The organism is Arthrobacter sp. 2RAF6 (assembly GCF_052115205.1).
Lineage (GTDB): Bacteria > Actinomycetota > Actinomycetes > Actinomycetales > Micrococcaceae > Arthrobacter.
This window is the reverse complement of record NZ_JBFRGF010000056.1, coordinates 1-16,197: the sequence shown is the minus strand read 5'-3', so window position 1 is coordinate 16,197 and position 16,197 is coordinate 1. Positions and strand designations below refer to the sequence as shown.

Here is a 16,197-nt window from a genome sequence, read left to right as displayed (position 1 = left end):
GTTGGCGCCAAGGTCTGCCATCAATCCTTCTGCGGTGTTGCGTAGTCGCTGTTTTCAGCGGTATTCATTCACGTCCGCCACGAGCCGTGCCACGTGCAACGCCAGATAGGCGACCTCGTCCCGGGTGAGGCTGGTGTCCAGTCCCATTTCCAGGAGGTACTGGATCTTGGCGGCGCAGACCACGGCCTCCGGGTGGCTCTGGATGATCGCGTCCACCAGCACGGAGGACTTCTCGGAGATCTGTTTGCCCGAGGCGACTCGGCTGAACAGGTATCTCAAATGGGTGACGAAGCGTGCCGCGTTCATGGAGTGCTGGTCCACGGTGAAGCCGAAAGTCTTATCCACCAGCGCGAATGCCTGCGCGATGACACCGGTCATCTGCATGGCCTTCTCCATACCCGCGGTGGCGAACTGCGCGTTCACAAAGTGCATGGCCAGCGCCACCGCCTCGTCGTCGTGCAGCCTCACCCCCAGGGACGCCGCCACCAGGCCCAGCGCCTCGCGTCCCGTGGCCAGCTCCTTCGGGTACAGCTGGGAGACCTCCCAGGCCAGCGGGAACTGAGCCGGGATCCCCTCTTGCAGCCGTTCGACGGCGAAGCTGAGGTGATCCGCGAGCGGCACCACCAGGGCTTGGCTGACCCGCAGATCGAGCCGCTCCTGCGCCAGCGCCGCAACCTCGCCGGCTGCGTTCAGACAGTCCAGGGGGATGTCATCCAGGAAGCGGGCAAGCCGCTCCAGATTGGCGTTCTCCGCCGCGACGAAGACCTGGTCCGCCACCTCGCGGGAGATCTCATCACCTGGCCTGCGGCCGTGCCCGAGGCCGCGGCCGATCACCACGAGGTCCTTGCCGTCGTCATCGACTGCCAGGACCGCGTTGTTGTTGAGCACGCGCTTGACTTGCACGTCTCACCGTTCCTTCCGTCAAAAGATCATGGGGCGGTGCGGGGCAGGACGCCCCGCACCACCGGTGCCCGCACCGCGGGCTTGCCCTTAGGAGGAGCGCGCGACGTCGGCCACCGCGCCGCCGTCGGGGGTCGTGCCTTCCAGGTGCTCACCGCCGGAGGCGATGACGCGCTGGTACCAGAAGAAGCTGTCCTTCCGCACCCGCTCCAGCTCCTTCAGCTCGTCCTCCGTGCGGTCCACATAGATGAAGCCGTACCGTTTGGCGATGCCCTGATGAGTGGACACCAGGTCGATGGCCGTCCAGGGGCAGTAGCCGAACACGTCCACACCGTCACTGATGGCCAGGCGGATCTGTTCCAGGTGCAGTTTCAGGAATTCGATGCGGTAGTCGTCCTGCACCCTGCCGGCCACCAGCTCGTCAAAGGCACCGAGCCCGTTCTCGGTGATGATGAGCGGCAGCCGGTACCGGTCCCAGAGGCGGCGCATGGTGGTGCGGAACCCTACCGGGTCGATCTCCCAGCCGAAGGCGTTGACGGGCAGATGCTCGTTCTTCACCGCACGGTAGAGGCCCACTTCGCCCCGCACGATCTGCTGGTCCCCGCCCCGCACCTGGATGTCCGAAGAGTCCCCGCGGGACGCACCGACCGTCTGGGTGGAGTAGTAGTTGAACGCGAGGAAATCCGGCTTCGCGGCGGCCAACAGCTCAAAGTCACCGTCCAGGATCTCCGGCTCCCAGCCCTTGGCGCAGAGGTAGGCCCAGGCCAGATTGTGGTAGCTGCCCCGGACGGACAGGTCCACATAGAGCAGGTTGCGGATGGCGTCCCAGTCGTCCGCCGCGACGATGTCCTCCGGCGCGCAGGTGGCCGGGTAGACAGACACGATGTTCGGGGCCGGCCCGATCTTCGCCCCTGGCAGGAGCTCGTGGCAGAGCACCATGGCCCTGGCCTGGGCCAGGAACATGTGATGGTTCTGCTGGTAGAGCTCCTTTCCGGAGACCTCGCCGCTGCGCCCTGTGGTCCCGATGGCGCGGCCGTGCAGGATCATCATGTTCTGCTCGTTGATGGTGAGCCAGAACTTCACCTTGGAGCCGTACTCCTGAAACAGGACCCGGGCGTAACGCTCGAAGGCGTCGATGGTGGCCCGCTCCGACCAGCCCCCGCGGGCGTCCAGCGCCGCGGGCAGGTCGAAGTGGTACATGGTCACCACGGGTTCGATGCCCTTGGCCAGGAGCTCGTCGATCACCCGGTGGTAATGCGCGACGCCGGCCGGGTTCACCTCGCCGTCGCCGTCCGGGATGATCCGGGTCCAGGCAATGGAGAAGCGGTACGCGTTCAGGCCCATCTCCGCGAACAACTCCACGTCCTCCGCATAGCGGTGGTAGTGGTCAGCGGCCACGGTGAAGTCCGTGACTCCTTCCGGGCGGTGCATGTGGATGTCGATCACGGACGGCCCCTTGCCGTCTTCATCCCAGGCCCCCTCCACCTGATAGGCGGAAGTGGAAGCTCCCCAGAGGAAGTCCCGGGGGAACGGGGTCAGCTGCTCGTGCTGCATTCTGCGGTTCCTTTCGTGGCTTTGGGGATCAGCGGCCGACGGCGGCGATCGCCGCGCCTGCCACCACGGAGCCGCCTTCGAGTTGCTCCACGGGTGCGTCCTTGGGACCGTTGGTCACCACCACCAGCACGGTGGCCGGGTGGCCGGCCGCACGGATGGCGTCCAGGTCCGCCGTGACGAGCGGCTGACCGGCTTCCACGCGGGTGCCGCGTTCCAGCGCGCCGTGGAAACCCTCACCTTTCATGGTCACCGTGTCGATGCCCACGTGCACCAGCACCTCCACGCCGTCGTCGGTCTTGATACCAAAGGCGTGGCCGGTCTTCATGGCCACCGCCACCGTGCCGCTCACCGGAGAGACGATGACGCTCTCGGACGGCTCCACGGCGATGCCGGGCCCCATGGCTCCGGAGGCGAACACCGGATCGCTGACCTCGGCCAGTGGGACCACGGTGCCTGCGCAGGGTGCCGCGAGTTCCACGGTCTCGGTGCGCACGAGCGTGGCCGTGCCACCCTCGCCACCGGCGACGACAGCGCGCTCGTGGACGGCAGAGCGACGACCGGACGGGGCCGCGTCGTCGTCCGCTGCCGAGGCCGTTTCGACGGCGGGCTTTTCGAACTTGAACGAGAGGACAAAGGTCAGCACGGCGGAGACGATGGCGGAGATGACCAGCGCAATGATGATGTTGATCATGTTCGCCAGCGTGTTGTCACCGATGTAGAGCAGAACGGCGGGCAGGCCGGAGGAGCCGGTGGCAAAGCGGTGCGTCTGGGTCAATCCCGCATACAAGCCACCCGCGCCACCGCCGATCATGGCGGCGATGAGCGGGTAACGCTTGGGCAGGGCGATGCCGTAGAGAATCGGTTCCGTGATGCCCATCAGGCCTGTGATGCCGCCTGCGGTGGCAATCTGACGCGTCTTCTTGTCCTTGGTTCGGAAAGCGACGACCAGGGACGCAGCACCCATAGCGATGTTGGAGACGAGGGCACCGGGGCCGAAGATGCTTTCCTTGCCCGTCTGGGCGAGCTGGACGACACCGAGCGGGGCGATGCCGTTGTGCAGGCCGAACATGACCATGACCGGAAGTGTCGCACCGACCAGCAAGGCCGGTGCCCAGGCTGCGTTGGTGCTCAGGAACGTGAAGAAGGAACCCAGGTAGCCGCTGAGGATGCTGCCAATGGGTCCGAGGACGCCGAGGGCCAGAGTGCCCATGATGAGGAAGGTCAGCATGGGGACGAACACCAGGTTTACGGACTTCGGGATTACCCGGGTCAGACTGCGTTCCACGTAGTACTGGGCGAAGATCACCAGGATGATCGGGATGACCGCACCTGAGTAGTTCACCAGCGGGAAGGGTAGGATCTCGAAGAAGCTGAGCGGCTCTTTCTTTGTCACCAGGGCGACCCAGTTGGGGTGCAGCATCATGGCGGCGACCGCGGCGGCCAGGATCGGGCTGATCTTCAACTTCTGCGCTGCGCTAAAGGCCAGCAACACGGGGAGGAAGTAGAACACCGCATCTGCGAAAAGGTTGACCAAAGCGTAGGTCTGGGATTCCTTGGACACCAGATTCAGCACTACGAGCAGGGCAAGGAGCGCCTTGACCATACCAGCTCCGGACAGCGCGGGGATGAGGGGCTGGAAAACACTGGAGACAAACTCGATCACCGCGCTGCCCACGTTTTTGCGCTTGCCCTTGGCTGCGCCGTCGTCGTTCTTGGCGTTGGCAGACAGATCGCCGAGCTCACGCTCCACCTCGTCGAACACGTCCTTGACGTGCATTCCCACCACCACCTGGAACACCCCGCCCTTGGAGAGGGTCTTGGCGATGCCTTCGGTGGCGTTCAGCTCGTCCAGCGCGACGGCGGACTCGTCCTTAAGGGCGAAACGTAGCCGGGTCTGGCAGTGGTAAGCCTCGGTGATGTTGGCTTTACCGCCAACCAGCCGCACGATGTCTGCGGCTAAGGGAGCGTATTGCTTGCTCATGATTTCCTCGCGTTCTCAGATCCGCCCTTGATTGGGCGGAGGGGTGAGGCAACGCGGCTTGAGCTGATTCAGGTGATCCTGTTTGAGGGCACGAAAAAGGCCCAAGCCGGTTGACCGATGAAGGTCGCAGAGCTTGAGCCTTGCCTCGCCCGAAGCGAGTTACATACCCAGGTCTCGAAAGAACCAGCAACCATCATGGCAGGTGATATGAGTCACGTCAAGCCGTCCAGATCGTCGGACGATCGGGGTACGTACCGGCGTCACCGATCGGGTGTCCCCCGTAGGAGGTCTTCTCGGACGGCCGTGTGCCAATGATCGGGCCGGGCGTCGTTGACGCCAGGTCGGTGTTCCGGGCGTCGTGCCGTCATCGCGGTATGGAGAGATGTGGAAGTCGTCGGTGGAGCCGATCTTCTCAACCTGCTGCGGGGTCCACGTATCGCCCAAGTCGGATTCCCGCGGCAGCTGCCTTGTCGTCGTCGATGAACCAGATGCCCAGGCCCAGCTTGGGGATCGCGATGCCGTTGGCCAGGGTGTAGCTCTCGTTTAGGATGCTCATGCCTTTTCTCCGTTCTTCCGCAGTTCTCCGTACAGCTCGTCGGAGACGGGCTCGAGCCATTCGTTTCTGACGTTCTCGCCAGGGGTGATGAAGGCGAGGTGGGAGAACCACGAGTCGACCTTCGCGCCGTGCCAGTGTTTCGTACCGGCCGGGATGTGGATCACCGTTCCCGGCTCCAGGCTGACGGGGTCCTGGCCCTCGGCCTGGTACCAGCCGCTGCCCGCCGTGCAGAGCAGGATCTGGTCACCGCCGCCATCGGTGCCGTGGTGGATGTGCCAGTTGTTGCGGCATCCCGGCTCGAAGGAGACGTTGCTGACGGGAACATTCCCGCCGGCGAGCGGGGCCAGGTAGCTTTGGCCGATGAAGTACTGGGCGTAGGCGTCGTTCTTCGCCCCGAGCGGGAAGATCTGCTTGAAGTTGTTGTCAGTCATTATGATTTTCCTTTTGTCGTGATCAGTGGTTGACGTACGCCATGTGCTCTGCGTTGTAGCGGTCGCCGCGTACTCCGAGGCGCTGGGCGAGGCTGTCGAGGTCGGAGCGCTCGTCCGCGGAGAGGGCGAGCTGGGTGGCCGCCGCGTTCTCCCGGATGCGCTCGGTACGTCGAGTGCCGGGAATCGGCACGATCCACGGCTGCTGCGCCAGCAACCAGGCCAAGGCGATCCGGCCCGGCGTCGAACCCTTTGCCTCGGCCAGGCTCTTGACGTGGTCAACGAGTTTCTGGTTCGCGGCGAGATTCTCAGCCTGGAACCGCGGAACACGCCGACGGATGTCGCCCTCGATGAAGGCGGTGGATGCGTCGACGGTGCCGGTAAGGAAGCCCTTGCCGAGCGGGCTGAACGGTACGAAGCCGATGCCGAGCTCCGCCAGGGTCGGCAGCACCTCTGCCTCGGGATCCCGCGTCCAGAGCGAGTACTCGCTCTGGACCGCGGTGACCGGGTGCACGGCGTGAGCGCGGCGGATTGTCGCGGCGGAGGCCTCGGAGAGGCCGAAGTGCTTCACCTTGCCCTCGGCGATGAGTTCGCCGACAGTACCGGCGACGTCTTCGATCGGCACGTCGGGGTCGACGCGATGCTGATAGAACAAGTCGATCACATCCGTGCGCAGCCGTTTCAGCGAGGCCTCGGCGACGCGGCGGATCTGCTCAGGCCGGCTGTCCAAGCCGACCATCCTGCCGTCCCGGATGTCCCAGCCGAACTTGGTGGCAATCACCACCCGGTCACGGATCGGCTCAAACGCCTCCCCGACGAGCTCCTCGTTGACGTACGGCCCGTAGACCTCCGCCGTGTCGAAAAACGTCACGCCCTCGTCGACGGCCGAGCGCAGCACAGAGATCATCTCGTCGCGATCGCCGGGGTTGGGTCCGTAGCTCTGGGACATCCCCATTGCGCCGAGCCCGATCGCGGAGACCTCGAGGCCCTGGCCAAGTGTTCTGATGTGCATGATCAGTCCTTCGTAGTAGTGGTGTCATCGAGCACGGGGCGCGACGGCGATGCGGTCATGGTGGCGATTTCGGTGGCGGCGAGGCTCGCCAGCAGCTGCAGCCGTTGATCGCTCGGCGAACCGGGCTCCGCGGTGTAAATGAGGAACGAAAGCCCCGGCTCGGCAGTCAGCTCCAAACCCTCATACGTAAGGGTGAGGTCGCCGACCTCGTGGTGGTGAAAATCCTTTGTACCCGAGCCGTGGCGGCGGACGTTGTGCGCACCCCACCGCGTACGGAACGCATCGCTGCAGGTGGAGAGTTCACCGACAAGGTCATGCAACTGCTTGTCATGAGGATCATGACCGGCCTCCGTGCGCAAAATCGCCACGGTGACGTCTGCGGCCGCCTCCCAGTCCGGGTAGAAGGACTTGGCGCGTTCGTCGAGGAAGCAGTACCGGGCGAGGTTCCCCTGCCCGGGCCCGTCGAAGACTTCATCGTAGAACGCGCGGCCCAGGGCATTGGTCGCCAAGATGTCCATCCGCCCGTTGCGTACGAATGCCGGGCCGTTCACGATGACGTCCAGCGCACGGGTCAGGCTATCCCGTGCCACCCATATCTTCGGCTTGCGCCGGCGCACGTGCTGCGCGCCTCCGTTTGCGGCCCGGGCGAGATCAAACAGGTGCTCGCGCTCGGCATCGTCGAGCTGCAGGGCCCGGGCGACCGACTCCAGCACAGAGTCTGAAACCCCCACGAGGTTGCCTCGCTCGATCTTGGCATAGTACTCCGGACTCACGTCCGCAAGCATCGCAACCTCGCCCCGCCTCAGGCCCGCCACGCGACGGTGACCCGAGACCGTCAGCCCGGCCTGCTCGGGGCTGAGGTTCGCCCGGCGGGACATGAGGAACTCCCGCACTTCATTCCTGTTGTCCATGCAGACTACGTTATTTCGGCCACCGCTTCGGAGGGAGTCCCCACTGGTACACCTTTCACTGGAGACTCCCTCCCCCGCCGCCGTGACGATGGAATGGACTCGTCCAATCAATGACGAAGGAGAAAGACCATGAGCATCAAAGAGCAGAACACCGGCTGGAGCGGCGGGAAGAACGCCTTCGGCGACTTCGCGCCCGGAATGGTCCACTACACCGACAAAGTACTCTTCGATGAGGTCTGGGAACGCACGGACCTGTCCAAGCGCGATCGCAGCCTGATCACCGTCGCTGCGCTGACCGCCCTGGGCAAGATGGACCAGCTGAAATTTCACCTCGGCTTCGCCCTGAAGAACGGAGTCACCGCGGACGAGCTGAAGGAGGCCCTGCTGAACCTGGCGTTCTACTCCGGTTGGCCCAACGGTATGGGCGCGATGAGCGTATTGAAGGGCATCATCGAGGAAGAGAACTGAGCGTTTACAGCTGATTGGTACGCCCAGACTGACCCGTCGGGTAGCGATCTGGGCGGGCCTGCCCGATTTCGGGCAGGCCCACAGACGCGCGCTTGATGACAATCCGGCGGGTGCCCATTCCGACTCGATCGGACGAGCGCCCGTTACACCGCAGAATTGATCCAAGGAGACAAAAGATGAACGATTCGCGCTCACCGGTCCGGCGCAGCCCTCGCGGGCAGGCCATGGCCCCGCCAACGGTATCGATTCGGGCCGAGGCCTTCGACGACCCACACGGCACCGTCCTGCACTGGCTCGGCATGGCGGGATTTCTGATCAATGCACGGGGAACTTTGCTTGCCGTCGACCCGCTGCTCCGGGACTTCGATATGCCCGTGCTCATCGACTTCCCGCTCCAGGCAGCAGACGTCCCCCGACTCGATGGAATCCTGGTCACTCACGCGGACAATGATCACTTCAGCGTGCCTACATGTGCGGCCCTGAATGGAGTCACCCAGCGGTTCCACTCGACCCGATACGTCGCCGAGCTGATGCAGGAACTGGGCATGCCCGCCGACGGCCACGGCATCGGCGATGCTTTCTCCGTCGGAGGCGTTCGGGTCACGGTCACGCCGGCCGACCATGCCTGGCAGAATGCCGCGCCCCAGTCGGGGCAGCGGACCTTCCACGATGAGGACTCTTGCGGCTTCTGGATCGAGACCCTTGACGGCGTGATCTGGGCACCAGGGGATTCACGGCTGATCCGCGAACACCATCTGACCATGCCGACCCCGGACGCGCTACTGTTCGACTTCTCGGACAGCGAATGGCACTTCACCTTCGACGGCGCGGTCGAGATGGCCAATGCCTACCCCGACGCGGACCTTCTCCTGTACCACTGGGGCTCGGTGGACTCCCCCGATTTCCCCCCGTTCAACGCCGACCCGGACAGGCTCTGGGACGTCGTGGTCAACCCCAAGCGCATCCGTGTACTCGCACCGGGCGAGCCTTTCCGGCTTGGCGGCGCGTCCGCGTGGGCGCGACGCAATCTGCGGTTGACGTAGCCGAGGTGGGTGGCCGTGACGGTTGCCGCTGCCATTAGGGGTTCACATCAGCTCAGGGAGGGTCTGGAGGATGAGCGCCTACTTGGCGGCAAGTCAGCCGTATTTCCATGCATACTCAGTTAAGGTCAAGCGTGCTTCACTTCTTAGGGGGCATATCGAGCAATCAGCCGCCGCGCATCCCACCGCGACCGCCACCATGAGACGAGGAACCACTGCCATGGAGCTGAAGGTCAACATCCAGGTGTCCGTCGACGGCGTCTACCAGTCCAACGGCGGACGTCATCCCGACTTAGATACCGGCCCTCCGGACTCCCCCGGTACGCGTCCGACCCCACCAAGTAAGAACCCGGAGACCATCATGACTGCCATCTACACCTGGGACGTGTTCACCACCCTCGACGGCTTCGGCTCGTACAACGCCCACGGCGACTGGGGTGGTTACTGGGGCAAACAAGGACCCGAGTTCCTGGATCGCCGCGCCGCGCAGTACGGCGAGGAACTGCGGCTAGTCCTCGGAGCGAACACGTTCCGGATGTTCCAGCGGTTCCTCGGAACGCTCACCCGGGATTCAGAGGCCATCGACCCCGTGAACACCAGAATGAAGCACCAGCCCACGACCGTGCTCTCGTCCACGCTGGAAGAGCCTCTCGACTGGCCCGATGCGACTCTGGCACGCGGTGACGCCGCCGATGTCGTCGCACGGCTCAAAGAAGAATCCGAGATCCCGCTTCGCTCCCACGGCAGCCTCTCGCTGAACCGGGCCCTCATGGCCGCCGGCCTCGTCGACCGGCTCCAGGTGACCATCTTCCCGGTGATCAGCGGCCAGACCGGAGACGCACCGATCTTCGCCGGTGCCGCCGACTTCGACCTGGAGCTGATCGAGAGTCGTACGCTCGACGGCCGCACCCAGGAACTCCTCTACCTCCCCACTCGGCATCACTGACAGCACACCGCGAGGAGAATCACCATGAGCAAGACCATCCTGTACATGTCGATGTCCCTCGACGGCTACATCGCAGGTCCTGACGATGGCCCGGACAACGGGCTCGGAACCGGCGGCCTCCGACTTCACGAGTGGCTGGGCGAGCCCGTCACCGACTATTCCCACTTCGACCCGCCGGGGGCCAGCGGGCAGGTCCTCGCCGAGTCAATGGCGACCGGCGCGGTCATCGTCGGCCGCAAGACCTTTGACTACGCCGGCCACTGGGGCGGCGACCACCACGGCGTGCCCATCTTCGTGCCCACCCGTGGCCCCTTGCCCGAGCCGCAGAGCGGCTGGGTCCACTACGTGCACGACCCGACCACGGCGGTCCGCGAGGCCAAGGCAGCCGCCGGTGACCGGGACGTGATGGTGCACGGGGCCGGGCTCGCCCAGTCCCTTCTCCGCGAGGGCCTGCTCGATGAGCTGGAGATCCATCTGATCCCGGTGCTCCTCGGTGGGGGGCGGCGACTGTTCGGCGCAGAACGCGCCGAACTGGAGCTGACGCGCGTAATCGACGCACCCGGCGTCACGCACATGCACTACCGTGTGGCGTAACGCCTTCCCGCGAGAATCGTGATAGCTCGCACGACCCGGCACGCCCCCTTTCCGATCGGCTCCCGAGGCAGGCTCGCAATTAGGGACGTGGCGGCTGATTGGGGGATTTTCCGGTTCCGAGGAAGGAGCTCCCGCTGGCACGGCTCCACGATTGAACCCTAAACATAGATAAGACCGCGCATACCAAGGCAGAGCCCTCCCGTAGTTGTCGTTGATGGATTTGAAGTAGTCGAGCTCAGCGAGGACCAGGGACCCTGGTATCAAGATCTGCCGTGCGCCGAACGTACTAGGTTCTCGACACGTTCGTTGAGCTCTTCGACGATGTCCTCAGTCTCTGGTTTCATGAGAACACTGCGCAGGATGCGGCCCCGATCGATGTCCATCTCCAAACTGAAGCCCCGGAGGGCCATATCTGCAGCCGACACGTCATAGGTGGCAACAAACACGGCTTCCTTTGGCGGAAGTGCGATTCCGGCCTCCAAGACGTGACCGGAGACTCGATCCATCTCTGTCATCGTCGACTCGGCGGGCAGATAGGTCAAGATATCCAGTTCCGGCTCCTGGAATAGGGTAAGTTCCTCGGATGCCCTGATGTGCTCCGCCCAGGCCATGGTTGCGCGCCTCCCCGCACGCAGGACCTGGCCGAGCCCTTCTTCTGTCGGCGGAAGGAGCCGAAAAGTCATCCACAGTGCTGCTGCAGCCGCTCCCGAACGCGAACATTCGAGAGAAATCTCGCCAAGGTGAAGCTCGTCAGAAGTGAAATAGGTGTACGGCGAGTCATGTAGATAGTGGCGTTGCACACTTGGATCACGGAAGATCACTGCCCCGCATCCATATGGTTGCAGGCCGTGCTTGTGTGGATCGATAACAACGGAATCGGCGTGAGCGATGGCCTCGAACGGAGCACGGGCCACCCCGTCAACCGAATCGTCCGCGATTATCCTGAAGAAACCCCCGTAGGCGGCATCCACGTGCATCCGCACGCCGTAACGCTCACAGATTGGAAGTGCTAGATCAATGGGGTCAATGGCCCCGAGCCCAGTCGTCCCGGCTGTCATGACAACAGTGCCAACCGTTCCAGTGGCGAGGATCGTCTCCAAGGCTTGCAGATCCATTTTGCCGGCACCATCTGCGGGCACCGAGTGGCTCGTCATACCTAGAAGATGACTCATTCGGCTGTGCGTGTAGTGAGCATCCACGCTGTAAGCGATGCCCTTGCCAGGGTGGATCTCGCGTGCGACAAAGAGTGCCTCAAGATTGGCAATCGTTCCGCTGCTCGTCAGATGCCCAAGGTGCTCTTCATAGCCAAACATTGCCGCTAGCTGCGCGACAACCTCCTTCTCCATTCGGGCCGTTGCCGGACCACCATCGAGAGCATGGTTGTTCGGGTTAATCAACATCGTAGTGACGTAGGCCACGACCGCGGCCGGGTGCGGCGGTTTGAGCATCTGCCCAACATAACGAGGATGAAAGAACGGGTAGTTATCACGGAGCCTGTTGATCAGATCATCGTGGACGGCAGCGAGGACGTCGGCCTCAACGTCCATCGTTGGGTGCGGCTTGAAGTCCCCGTACTCTTCCATCCATCGAGAAATTGCGGAAATGGCCTTCTCAACCGAATCCTTCAGTGGGAGTTCTGCATCCGCGCTCATTCCCGGAAGCATCGAGGTCATGTTCTTATCCTTTGAATTGTCGTGGGACGTCCGCTAAGTTGCGGGCCGTACGGTAGGTTTCGGCGAGGCACCTGCTGCGATTCAGGAGCGGGAGCAGTCGTCGGTCCTTTGGAGTCAGGGAATGGTCGCGAAACGAATCAGGGCCAGTTTCGTCGTACTGGGAATCAGCTGTGCACTACTTTTCGCTGTGCTGCCAAAATGCAGACCAGGGATGCCAATACACCGCCCACGCCGAACAGGAGCATGCCCATAAACGCGCCGCCGTTGGACTGGATCAAGGCTCCGCTGACCACTGGCCCGATAGCAAAACCCGTGCCGATCATGAGGTTGGTTGTGTTCATGATGTGGCCACCGCCGGAAAGATCAGCAAGCGTGGAAAGCAGGTAGGGCAAGATGAAGGTCCATGCGAACTTAAAAATGACTGCGGCTATTGCGAAACGCGCCAACCCGGGGGTGTTCCAAAGAGCAAAGCGACGCTTATCGCCATGGCCGCGTATCCAGCCATGAGGTAGAGCTTCCTTCGTGGGGTATCGCCGAGAATCGTTGCCGTCAATGCAGACACGATACCCGCGACGGTGGCGAGTGACAGGACCAGGCTGCTGGCGGAAAGATCGATTCCAGCGCCTGCAGAAATCTGGGCGATAAAGGACCATACACCGCTGAGTGCAACATAGAACAACAGGACTGCGGCCAGGCCCAGTCCAAATCTGAGAACGGGGACCTTAGCGCGGGCGTGGTGCAGGGGACTTGATTGCCTTAGCGCGTTTCCGTCGATGCCCCTGACGACCAGTAGACAGAGAACGTCGAGCCCGGCCAGCGTCCAGTAGAGCGCGGACACAGGGGCCTGAGAGAACAATGCTGGAAAGACGGCCAAGATCAATGCGCCCATAGCCAGTTGGCACACGACGAAAACGCCAAATGCTCTGCTCGGGTTGGCGGTTTTGCTGCTCAGCGTAAGAATAATCACCGTAATGGACCCTGCTGCGAGCGACGTAACCACCCTCGTAGCCATCAGCAGGCCGAAGTCGTCAAGCAAGCCTGATACGACGTTTCCGGCTATGACGATCGCGGTGAAAATGTAGGAGGCCGTCCGCAGGTTTATGCGATTGAGCCACAGGTAGGCGGGGACCGTTGCCAAGCTGAAGGCGCCTAGTTCGAGAGAGAACAGAGTCCCTACCTGCACCGGCGTCAGGGCGAACTGAGCTATCAATTTACCCGCAATCACGGGAGCAATGAGGAGCACGGTGTAGAGCACGGCGCTGTATACGGCGATGTACGTGTATGTGCCTCGAACAGAGGTCGACACCACGGCTCCAGGGGTTTTCATGAGACTTGTCATTGGACGTGGACTTTCAACGAGGGTTGGTTGTTTCTCTATGCCAATTGCGACCCGGACAAACGAAGAGGTTGTGGACTTGATCAGCTAAACCTGGCCTAGGTGTCAAGCTCTTCTTGATCCAGCGAGCCAGTGATGCTGCCGTTTCAGTTCCGAATACACCCAATGTAGATGTGACCTAGATCTCGCACTTTTCTATACGCGCAGAGAACTTGACCAAAACTGACCTGATGGAGCTCATTTACGGGCCTCGCGTACCTGCGCCAAGCAACAGGAGAGAAACTTCGTTGCACCAACGCACTCGAACGAGCTACGCCAAGGGGTCAAAACGTGCTGTGCTGGCTCCAACAATGGAAGGACGGTCATGCAGCCACCGAACCGATAGCCGGGAGACCCAACCCCCGCTCGCCAATGCGAGGGCCGCAACATCTATGCGCTCTGCGAATACTCCTGTGCGCGTGAGACGAAGACTACCTGCGACCTTGCGGAGGACACTGGGCAATGAGAACCCAGTGTTCAAGCGCCTCAAACCCCAAGGAGAGAACCGTGAACGATGCCTTTTCCCCTGAGCTCATCGTGGTCGGGGGCCCGGTCTACACAGCAGACCCCCACATTGAGTGGGTTGAAGCCTTTGCCGTGCAGAACGGAAAGATAGTCGCGGTCGGCTCAGAGGCTGAAGTCCGCGGGTTTGCAGTTGATACCACGACGGTTCTCGACACCGGCGGAAAACTCGTTCTACCAGGCCTGAGTGATGGACACATTCATCTGGGCCTCGGCGGTAGTCAGGCAGCATGGGAGCTTCCCATTCTGCCCACGGACTCGAAAGCGGTGATTTTCGAGAAGATCAAGGCCTGGTCTGCAAATTTGGGGCCCGATGAGTGGATTGTCGGCGGCATTGTCGGCAGCACCGTCATGGACGCCGTGATGAACGTAGACGACCTGGCATCGCTCGATGAAGCAGCCGGCGGCAGACCGGTACTCCTACGAGACGACTCGATGCATAACCGCTGGGTGAACACGCGCGCACTCGAGCTGATGGGAATTACCGGCGACAGTGCGAATCGCGAAGGCGGAAGCTATGTTCGCGACACTGCAGGCCGGCTTACCGGGGTCCTGCATGAACTCGCCTCGGCAGACGCCGAGGCCGCATTTGATTCTTCGATCGCGGATCCCGACTCCCGCAACATAGCGTCACTGAAAAAGGCCCTCGAGGTTGTGAACTCATTCGGGATCACGGCGGTCCAGGACGCCGCAACCATGGAGTACTCCTGGAAAGCGCTCTCGGCCATCGAAACCAGTGGGGAGATGTCTGCCTGGGTTGTCGGATCCATGCCGGCGCGCCCCTTTATCGAATCCGGGGCAGTCGGCGAAGAGCTCTTCGGAATTGCCGCCGGATACAGGAGCCAACATCTGCGCCCGGACTTCGTCAAGTTTGTGCTCGATGGCGTTCCGATGACGCGGACCACAGCGATGCTGCGGCCTTATGTTTGCCATGACCACGAAGACCCGGGTTACGTCGGCTCCTCGTACTGGACCCTTGAAGAGCTCCTCGAAGCCATTGAGCTCTGCTACAACCGCGGCCTGAACGGAAAACTTCACGCCACGGGCGACGCGTCTGTTCGGCTGGCGCTCGACGCAGTCGAAATCATGCGCAAAAGGCGCGGGCCGGGTCCAGTGTTCCAGATCGCCCATGTCGAATTCGTGGACGCGGAAGACGTTCCACGATTTGCGGCGTTAGGAGTAGTACCTGATGCTTCCCCGTACATTTGGTACCCGGGCGTCATTCAGGAAAGCATCCGGAACCAAATCCCCGCTGAGACAGTTAATACAAGCTGGGCCACAAAGGACTTCATTGATACCGGGGCACTGCTTGCAGCTGGCTCCGACTGGCCTTGCGTACTGCCTTCTCCGGATCCGTGGATCGGAATTCAAACACTTGTGACCAGGGCCAACATTGACCCGGGTCTAGCTGGCGAACTCAACCCCTCACAGAAACTGACTGTTAGTGAGGCCATAGCCGCATTCACCAGAAACCCGGCCGCCGCCATGGGCCTGGGCGAGGTGACGGGTTCGCTCAAACCGGGCCTGTCCGCCGACTTCATCGTGCTGGATCAGAACATCTTCGCAATCGACGCGCATGAGATTCATGCGACAAGAGTCGAAGCAACGTACTTTGAAGGCAAGAAAGTCTACGACCGAAGGCACCCCGTCACATAAGCTTTCGGGCACTTTGAATACTAAGTTCAATAGCCGAGTACGCAACGACAAACAGGGTGGCGATACACCGCCACACAACGAAGTGAGGAAAAGCCCGTGCAGTTCCACCACCACGGTTACGTATCCGGTGACCCGCGGGTCCAGCCGACTGCCGGCGTCGGGATCGACCGGCCCGCGGATCTTCCTGACGAGGTCGACGTGCTCATCGTGGGCTCCGGGCCCGCCGGAATGCTCACGGCCGCGCAGCTGTCCCAGTTCCCGGGCGTCACAACCCGGATCGTGGAACGCCGCGGCGGCAGGCTCGCGATCGGCCAGGCCGACGGGATCCAGGCCCGGAGCGTGGAGACCTTCCAGGCCTTCGGATTCGCCGAGCGGATCATTGCCGAGGCGTACCGCATCACGGAGATGGCGTTCTGGAAGCCGGACCCCGCCGATCCGTCACGCATCATCCGGACCGCCCGCGCCCTCGACGATCCAACGGGTAACATCAGCGAATTCCCGCACCTCATCGTCAACCAGGCCCGCGTCCTGGACTACTTCGCCGAGTTCATGGCGAACTCCCCTACCCGCATGACCCCCGA

16 protein-coding genes are annotated in these 16,197 nt (G+C 62.6%); 6 read left to right on the top strand and 10 right to left on the bottom strand.

Annotation, left to right across the window (positions count from 1 at the left end):
* Positions 1–54 precede the first annotated feature (54 nt).
* The 7 genes from AB4Z38_RS23870 to AB4Z38_RS23840 all read right to left on the bottom strand — a co-directional run bounded on the left by AB4Z38_RS23870 (position 55) and on the right by AB4Z38_RS23840 (position 7,342).
* Entirely contained in the window at positions 55–903 is an 849-nt protein-coding gene (locus AB4Z38_RS23870) for a PRD domain-containing protein (RefSeq protein ID WP_441432010.1), read from the bottom strand.
* 87 nt (positions 904–990) lie between these two features.
* Positions 991–2,454: a glycoside hydrolase family 1 protein gene (locus AB4Z38_RS23865; RefSeq protein WP_441432009.1), complete on the bottom strand. Its 1,464-nt coding sequence runs from the start codon at positions 2,452–2,454 to the stop codon at positions 991–993.
* A gap of 28 nt (positions 2,455–2,482) precedes the next feature.
* Positions 2,483–4,435: a beta-glucoside-specific PTS transporter subunit IIABC gene (locus AB4Z38_RS23860; RefSeq protein WP_441432008.1), complete on the bottom strand. Its 1,953-nt coding sequence runs from the start codon at positions 4,433–4,435 to the stop codon at positions 2,483–2,485.
* Between the two features lie 412 nt (positions 4,436–4,847).
* On the bottom strand, positions 4,848–4,991 hold the full coding sequence (locus AB4Z38_RS23855) for a hypothetical protein (protein ID WP_441432007.1): 144 nt from the start codon (positions 4,989–4,991) through the stop codon (positions 4,848–4,850).
* Positions 4,988–5,422 (bottom strand): cupin domain-containing protein, encoded by a 435-nt coding sequence (locus AB4Z38_RS23850; RefSeq protein WP_441432006.1) that lies wholly within the window; start codon positions 5,420–5,422, stop codon positions 4,988–4,990. Before AB4Z38_RS23850 ends, AB4Z38_RS23855 begins: the two co-directional genes overlap by 4 nt.
* 22 nt (positions 5,423–5,444) lie before the next feature.
* Entirely contained in the window at positions 5,445–6,431 is a 987-nt protein-coding gene (locus tag AB4Z38_RS23845; protein ID WP_441432005.1) for an aldo/keto reductase, read from the bottom strand.
* 2 nt (positions 6,432–6,433) lie between these two features.
* Positions 6,434–7,342: a helix-turn-helix transcriptional regulator gene (locus tag AB4Z38_RS23840; protein WP_441432004.1), complete on the bottom strand. Its 909-nt coding sequence runs from the start codon at positions 7,340–7,342 to the stop codon at positions 6,434–6,436.
* A gap of 129 nt (positions 7,343–7,471) precedes the next feature.
* Between AB4Z38_RS23840 and AB4Z38_RS23835 the strand changes: the two genes are divergently transcribed.
* From AB4Z38_RS23835 to AB4Z38_RS23820, 4 genes are all read left to right on the top strand, one after another.
* Complete coding sequence (locus AB4Z38_RS23835; RefSeq protein ID WP_441432003.1) at positions 7,472–7,810, top strand: carboxymuconolactone decarboxylase family protein; 339 nt, start codon at positions 7,472–7,474, stop codon at positions 7,808–7,810.
* Positions 7,811–7,986: 176 nt separating this feature from the next.
* Positions 7,987–8,853 carry an MBL fold metallo-hydrolase gene (locus AB4Z38_RS23830; protein WP_441432002.1) on the top strand — a complete coding sequence of 289 codons (867 nt, stop codon included), beginning with the start codon at positions 7,987–7,989 and terminating at the stop codon, positions 8,851–8,853.
* A 358-nt stretch (positions 8,854–9,211) separates the two neighbouring features.
* On the top strand, positions 9,212–9,796 hold the full coding sequence (locus AB4Z38_RS23825) for a dihydrofolate reductase family protein (RefSeq protein ID WP_441432019.1): 585 nt from the start codon (positions 9,212–9,214) through the stop codon (positions 9,794–9,796).
* 24 nt (positions 9,797–9,820) lie between these two features.
* Positions 9,821–10,390, top strand: coding sequence for a dihydrofolate reductase family protein (locus AB4Z38_RS23820; protein ID WP_441432001.1), 570 nt, complete (start codon positions 9,821–9,823; stop codon positions 10,388–10,390).
* Positions 10,391–10,650: 260 nt separating this feature from the next.
* On the opposite strand, the gene AB4Z38_RS23815 is transcribed toward AB4Z38_RS23820, so the two are convergent.
* The 3 genes from AB4Z38_RS23815 to AB4Z38_RS23805 all read right to left on the bottom strand — a co-directional run bounded on the left by AB4Z38_RS23815 (position 10,651) and on the right by AB4Z38_RS23805 (position 13,390).
* Positions 10,651–12,063 carry a pyridoxal phosphate-dependent decarboxylase family protein gene (locus tag AB4Z38_RS23815; RefSeq protein ID WP_441432000.1) on the bottom strand — a complete coding sequence of 471 codons (1,413 nt, stop codon included), beginning with the start codon at positions 12,061–12,063 and terminating at the stop codon, positions 10,651–10,653.
* A gap of 164 nt (positions 12,064–12,227) precedes the next feature.
* Positions 12,228–12,509: a hypothetical protein gene (locus AB4Z38_RS23810; RefSeq protein WP_441431999.1), complete on the bottom strand. Its 282-nt coding sequence runs from the start codon at positions 12,507–12,509 to the stop codon at positions 12,228–12,230.
* Positions 12,491–13,390, bottom strand: a complete 900-nt coding sequence (locus AB4Z38_RS23805) for an MFS transporter (protein WP_441431998.1) — start codon at positions 13,388–13,390, stop codon at positions 12,491–12,493. The genes AB4Z38_RS23810 and AB4Z38_RS23805 overlap by 19 nt, the downstream gene beginning before the upstream one ends.
* Before the next feature lie 555 nt (positions 13,391–13,945).
* Between AB4Z38_RS23805 and AB4Z38_RS23800 the strand changes: the two genes are divergently transcribed.
* Both AB4Z38_RS23800 and AB4Z38_RS23795 read left to right on the top strand, forming a co-directional pair.
* Positions 13,946–15,616, top strand: a complete 1,671-nt coding sequence (locus tag AB4Z38_RS23800; RefSeq protein ID WP_441431997.1) for an amidohydrolase — start codon at positions 13,946–13,948, stop codon at positions 15,614–15,616.
* 96 nt (positions 15,617–15,712) lie between these two features.
* Positions 15,713–16,197 (top strand): FAD-dependent monooxygenase (locus AB4Z38_RS23795; RefSeq protein WP_441431996.1); only part of this gene is annotated, 485 nt, incomplete at its 3' end.

What these genes read in the sequence shown, in the direction of transcription:
- AB4Z38_RS23865 (WP_441432009.1), bottom strand. Translation starts at nt 2,454, where the DNA reads ATGCAGCACGAGCAGCTGACCCCGTTCCCCCGGGACTTCCTCTGGGGA.
- AB4Z38_RS23860 (WP_441432008.1), bottom strand. Translation starts at nt 4,435, where the DNA reads ATGAGCAAGCAATACGCTCCCTTAGCCGCAGACATCGTGCGGCTGGTT.
- AB4Z38_RS23855 (WP_441432007.1), bottom strand. Translation starts at nt 4,991, where the DNA reads ATGAGCATCCTAAACGAGAGCTACACCCTGGCCAACGGCATCGCGATC.
- AB4Z38_RS23850 (WP_441432006.1), bottom strand. Translation starts at nt 5,422, where the DNA reads ATGACTGACAACAACTTCAAGCAGATCTTCCCGCTCGGGGCGAAGAAC.
- AB4Z38_RS23845 (WP_441432005.1), bottom strand. Translation starts at nt 6,431, where the DNA reads ATGCACATCAGAACACTTGGCCAGGGCCTCGAGGTCTCCGCGATCGGG.
- AB4Z38_RS23840 (WP_441432004.1), bottom strand. Translation starts at nt 7,342, where the DNA reads ATGGACAACAGGAATGAAGTGCGGGAGTTCCTCATGTCCCGCCGGGCG.
- AB4Z38_RS23835 (WP_441432003.1), top strand. Translation starts at nt 7,472, where the DNA reads ATGAGCATCAAAGAGCAGAACACCGGCTGGAGCGGCGGGAAGAACGCC.
- AB4Z38_RS23830 (WP_441432002.1), top strand. Translation starts at nt 7,987, where the DNA reads ATGAACGATTCGCGCTCACCGGTCCGGCGCAGCCCTCGCGGGCAGGCC.
- AB4Z38_RS23825 (WP_441432019.1), top strand. Translation starts at nt 9,212, where the DNA reads ATGACTGCCATCTACACCTGGGACGTGTTCACCACCCTCGACGGCTTC.
- AB4Z38_RS23820 (WP_441432001.1), top strand. Translation starts at nt 9,821, where the DNA reads ATGAGCAAGACCATCCTGTACATGTCGATGTCCCTCGACGGCTACATC.
- AB4Z38_RS23815 (WP_441432000.1), bottom strand. Translation starts at nt 12,063, where the DNA reads ATGACCTCGATGCTTCCGGGAATGAGCGCGGATGCAGAACTCCCACTG.
- AB4Z38_RS23805 (WP_441431998.1), bottom strand. Translation starts at nt 13,390, where the DNA reads ATGAAAACCCCTGGAGCCGTGGTGTCGACCTCTGTTCGAGGCACATAC.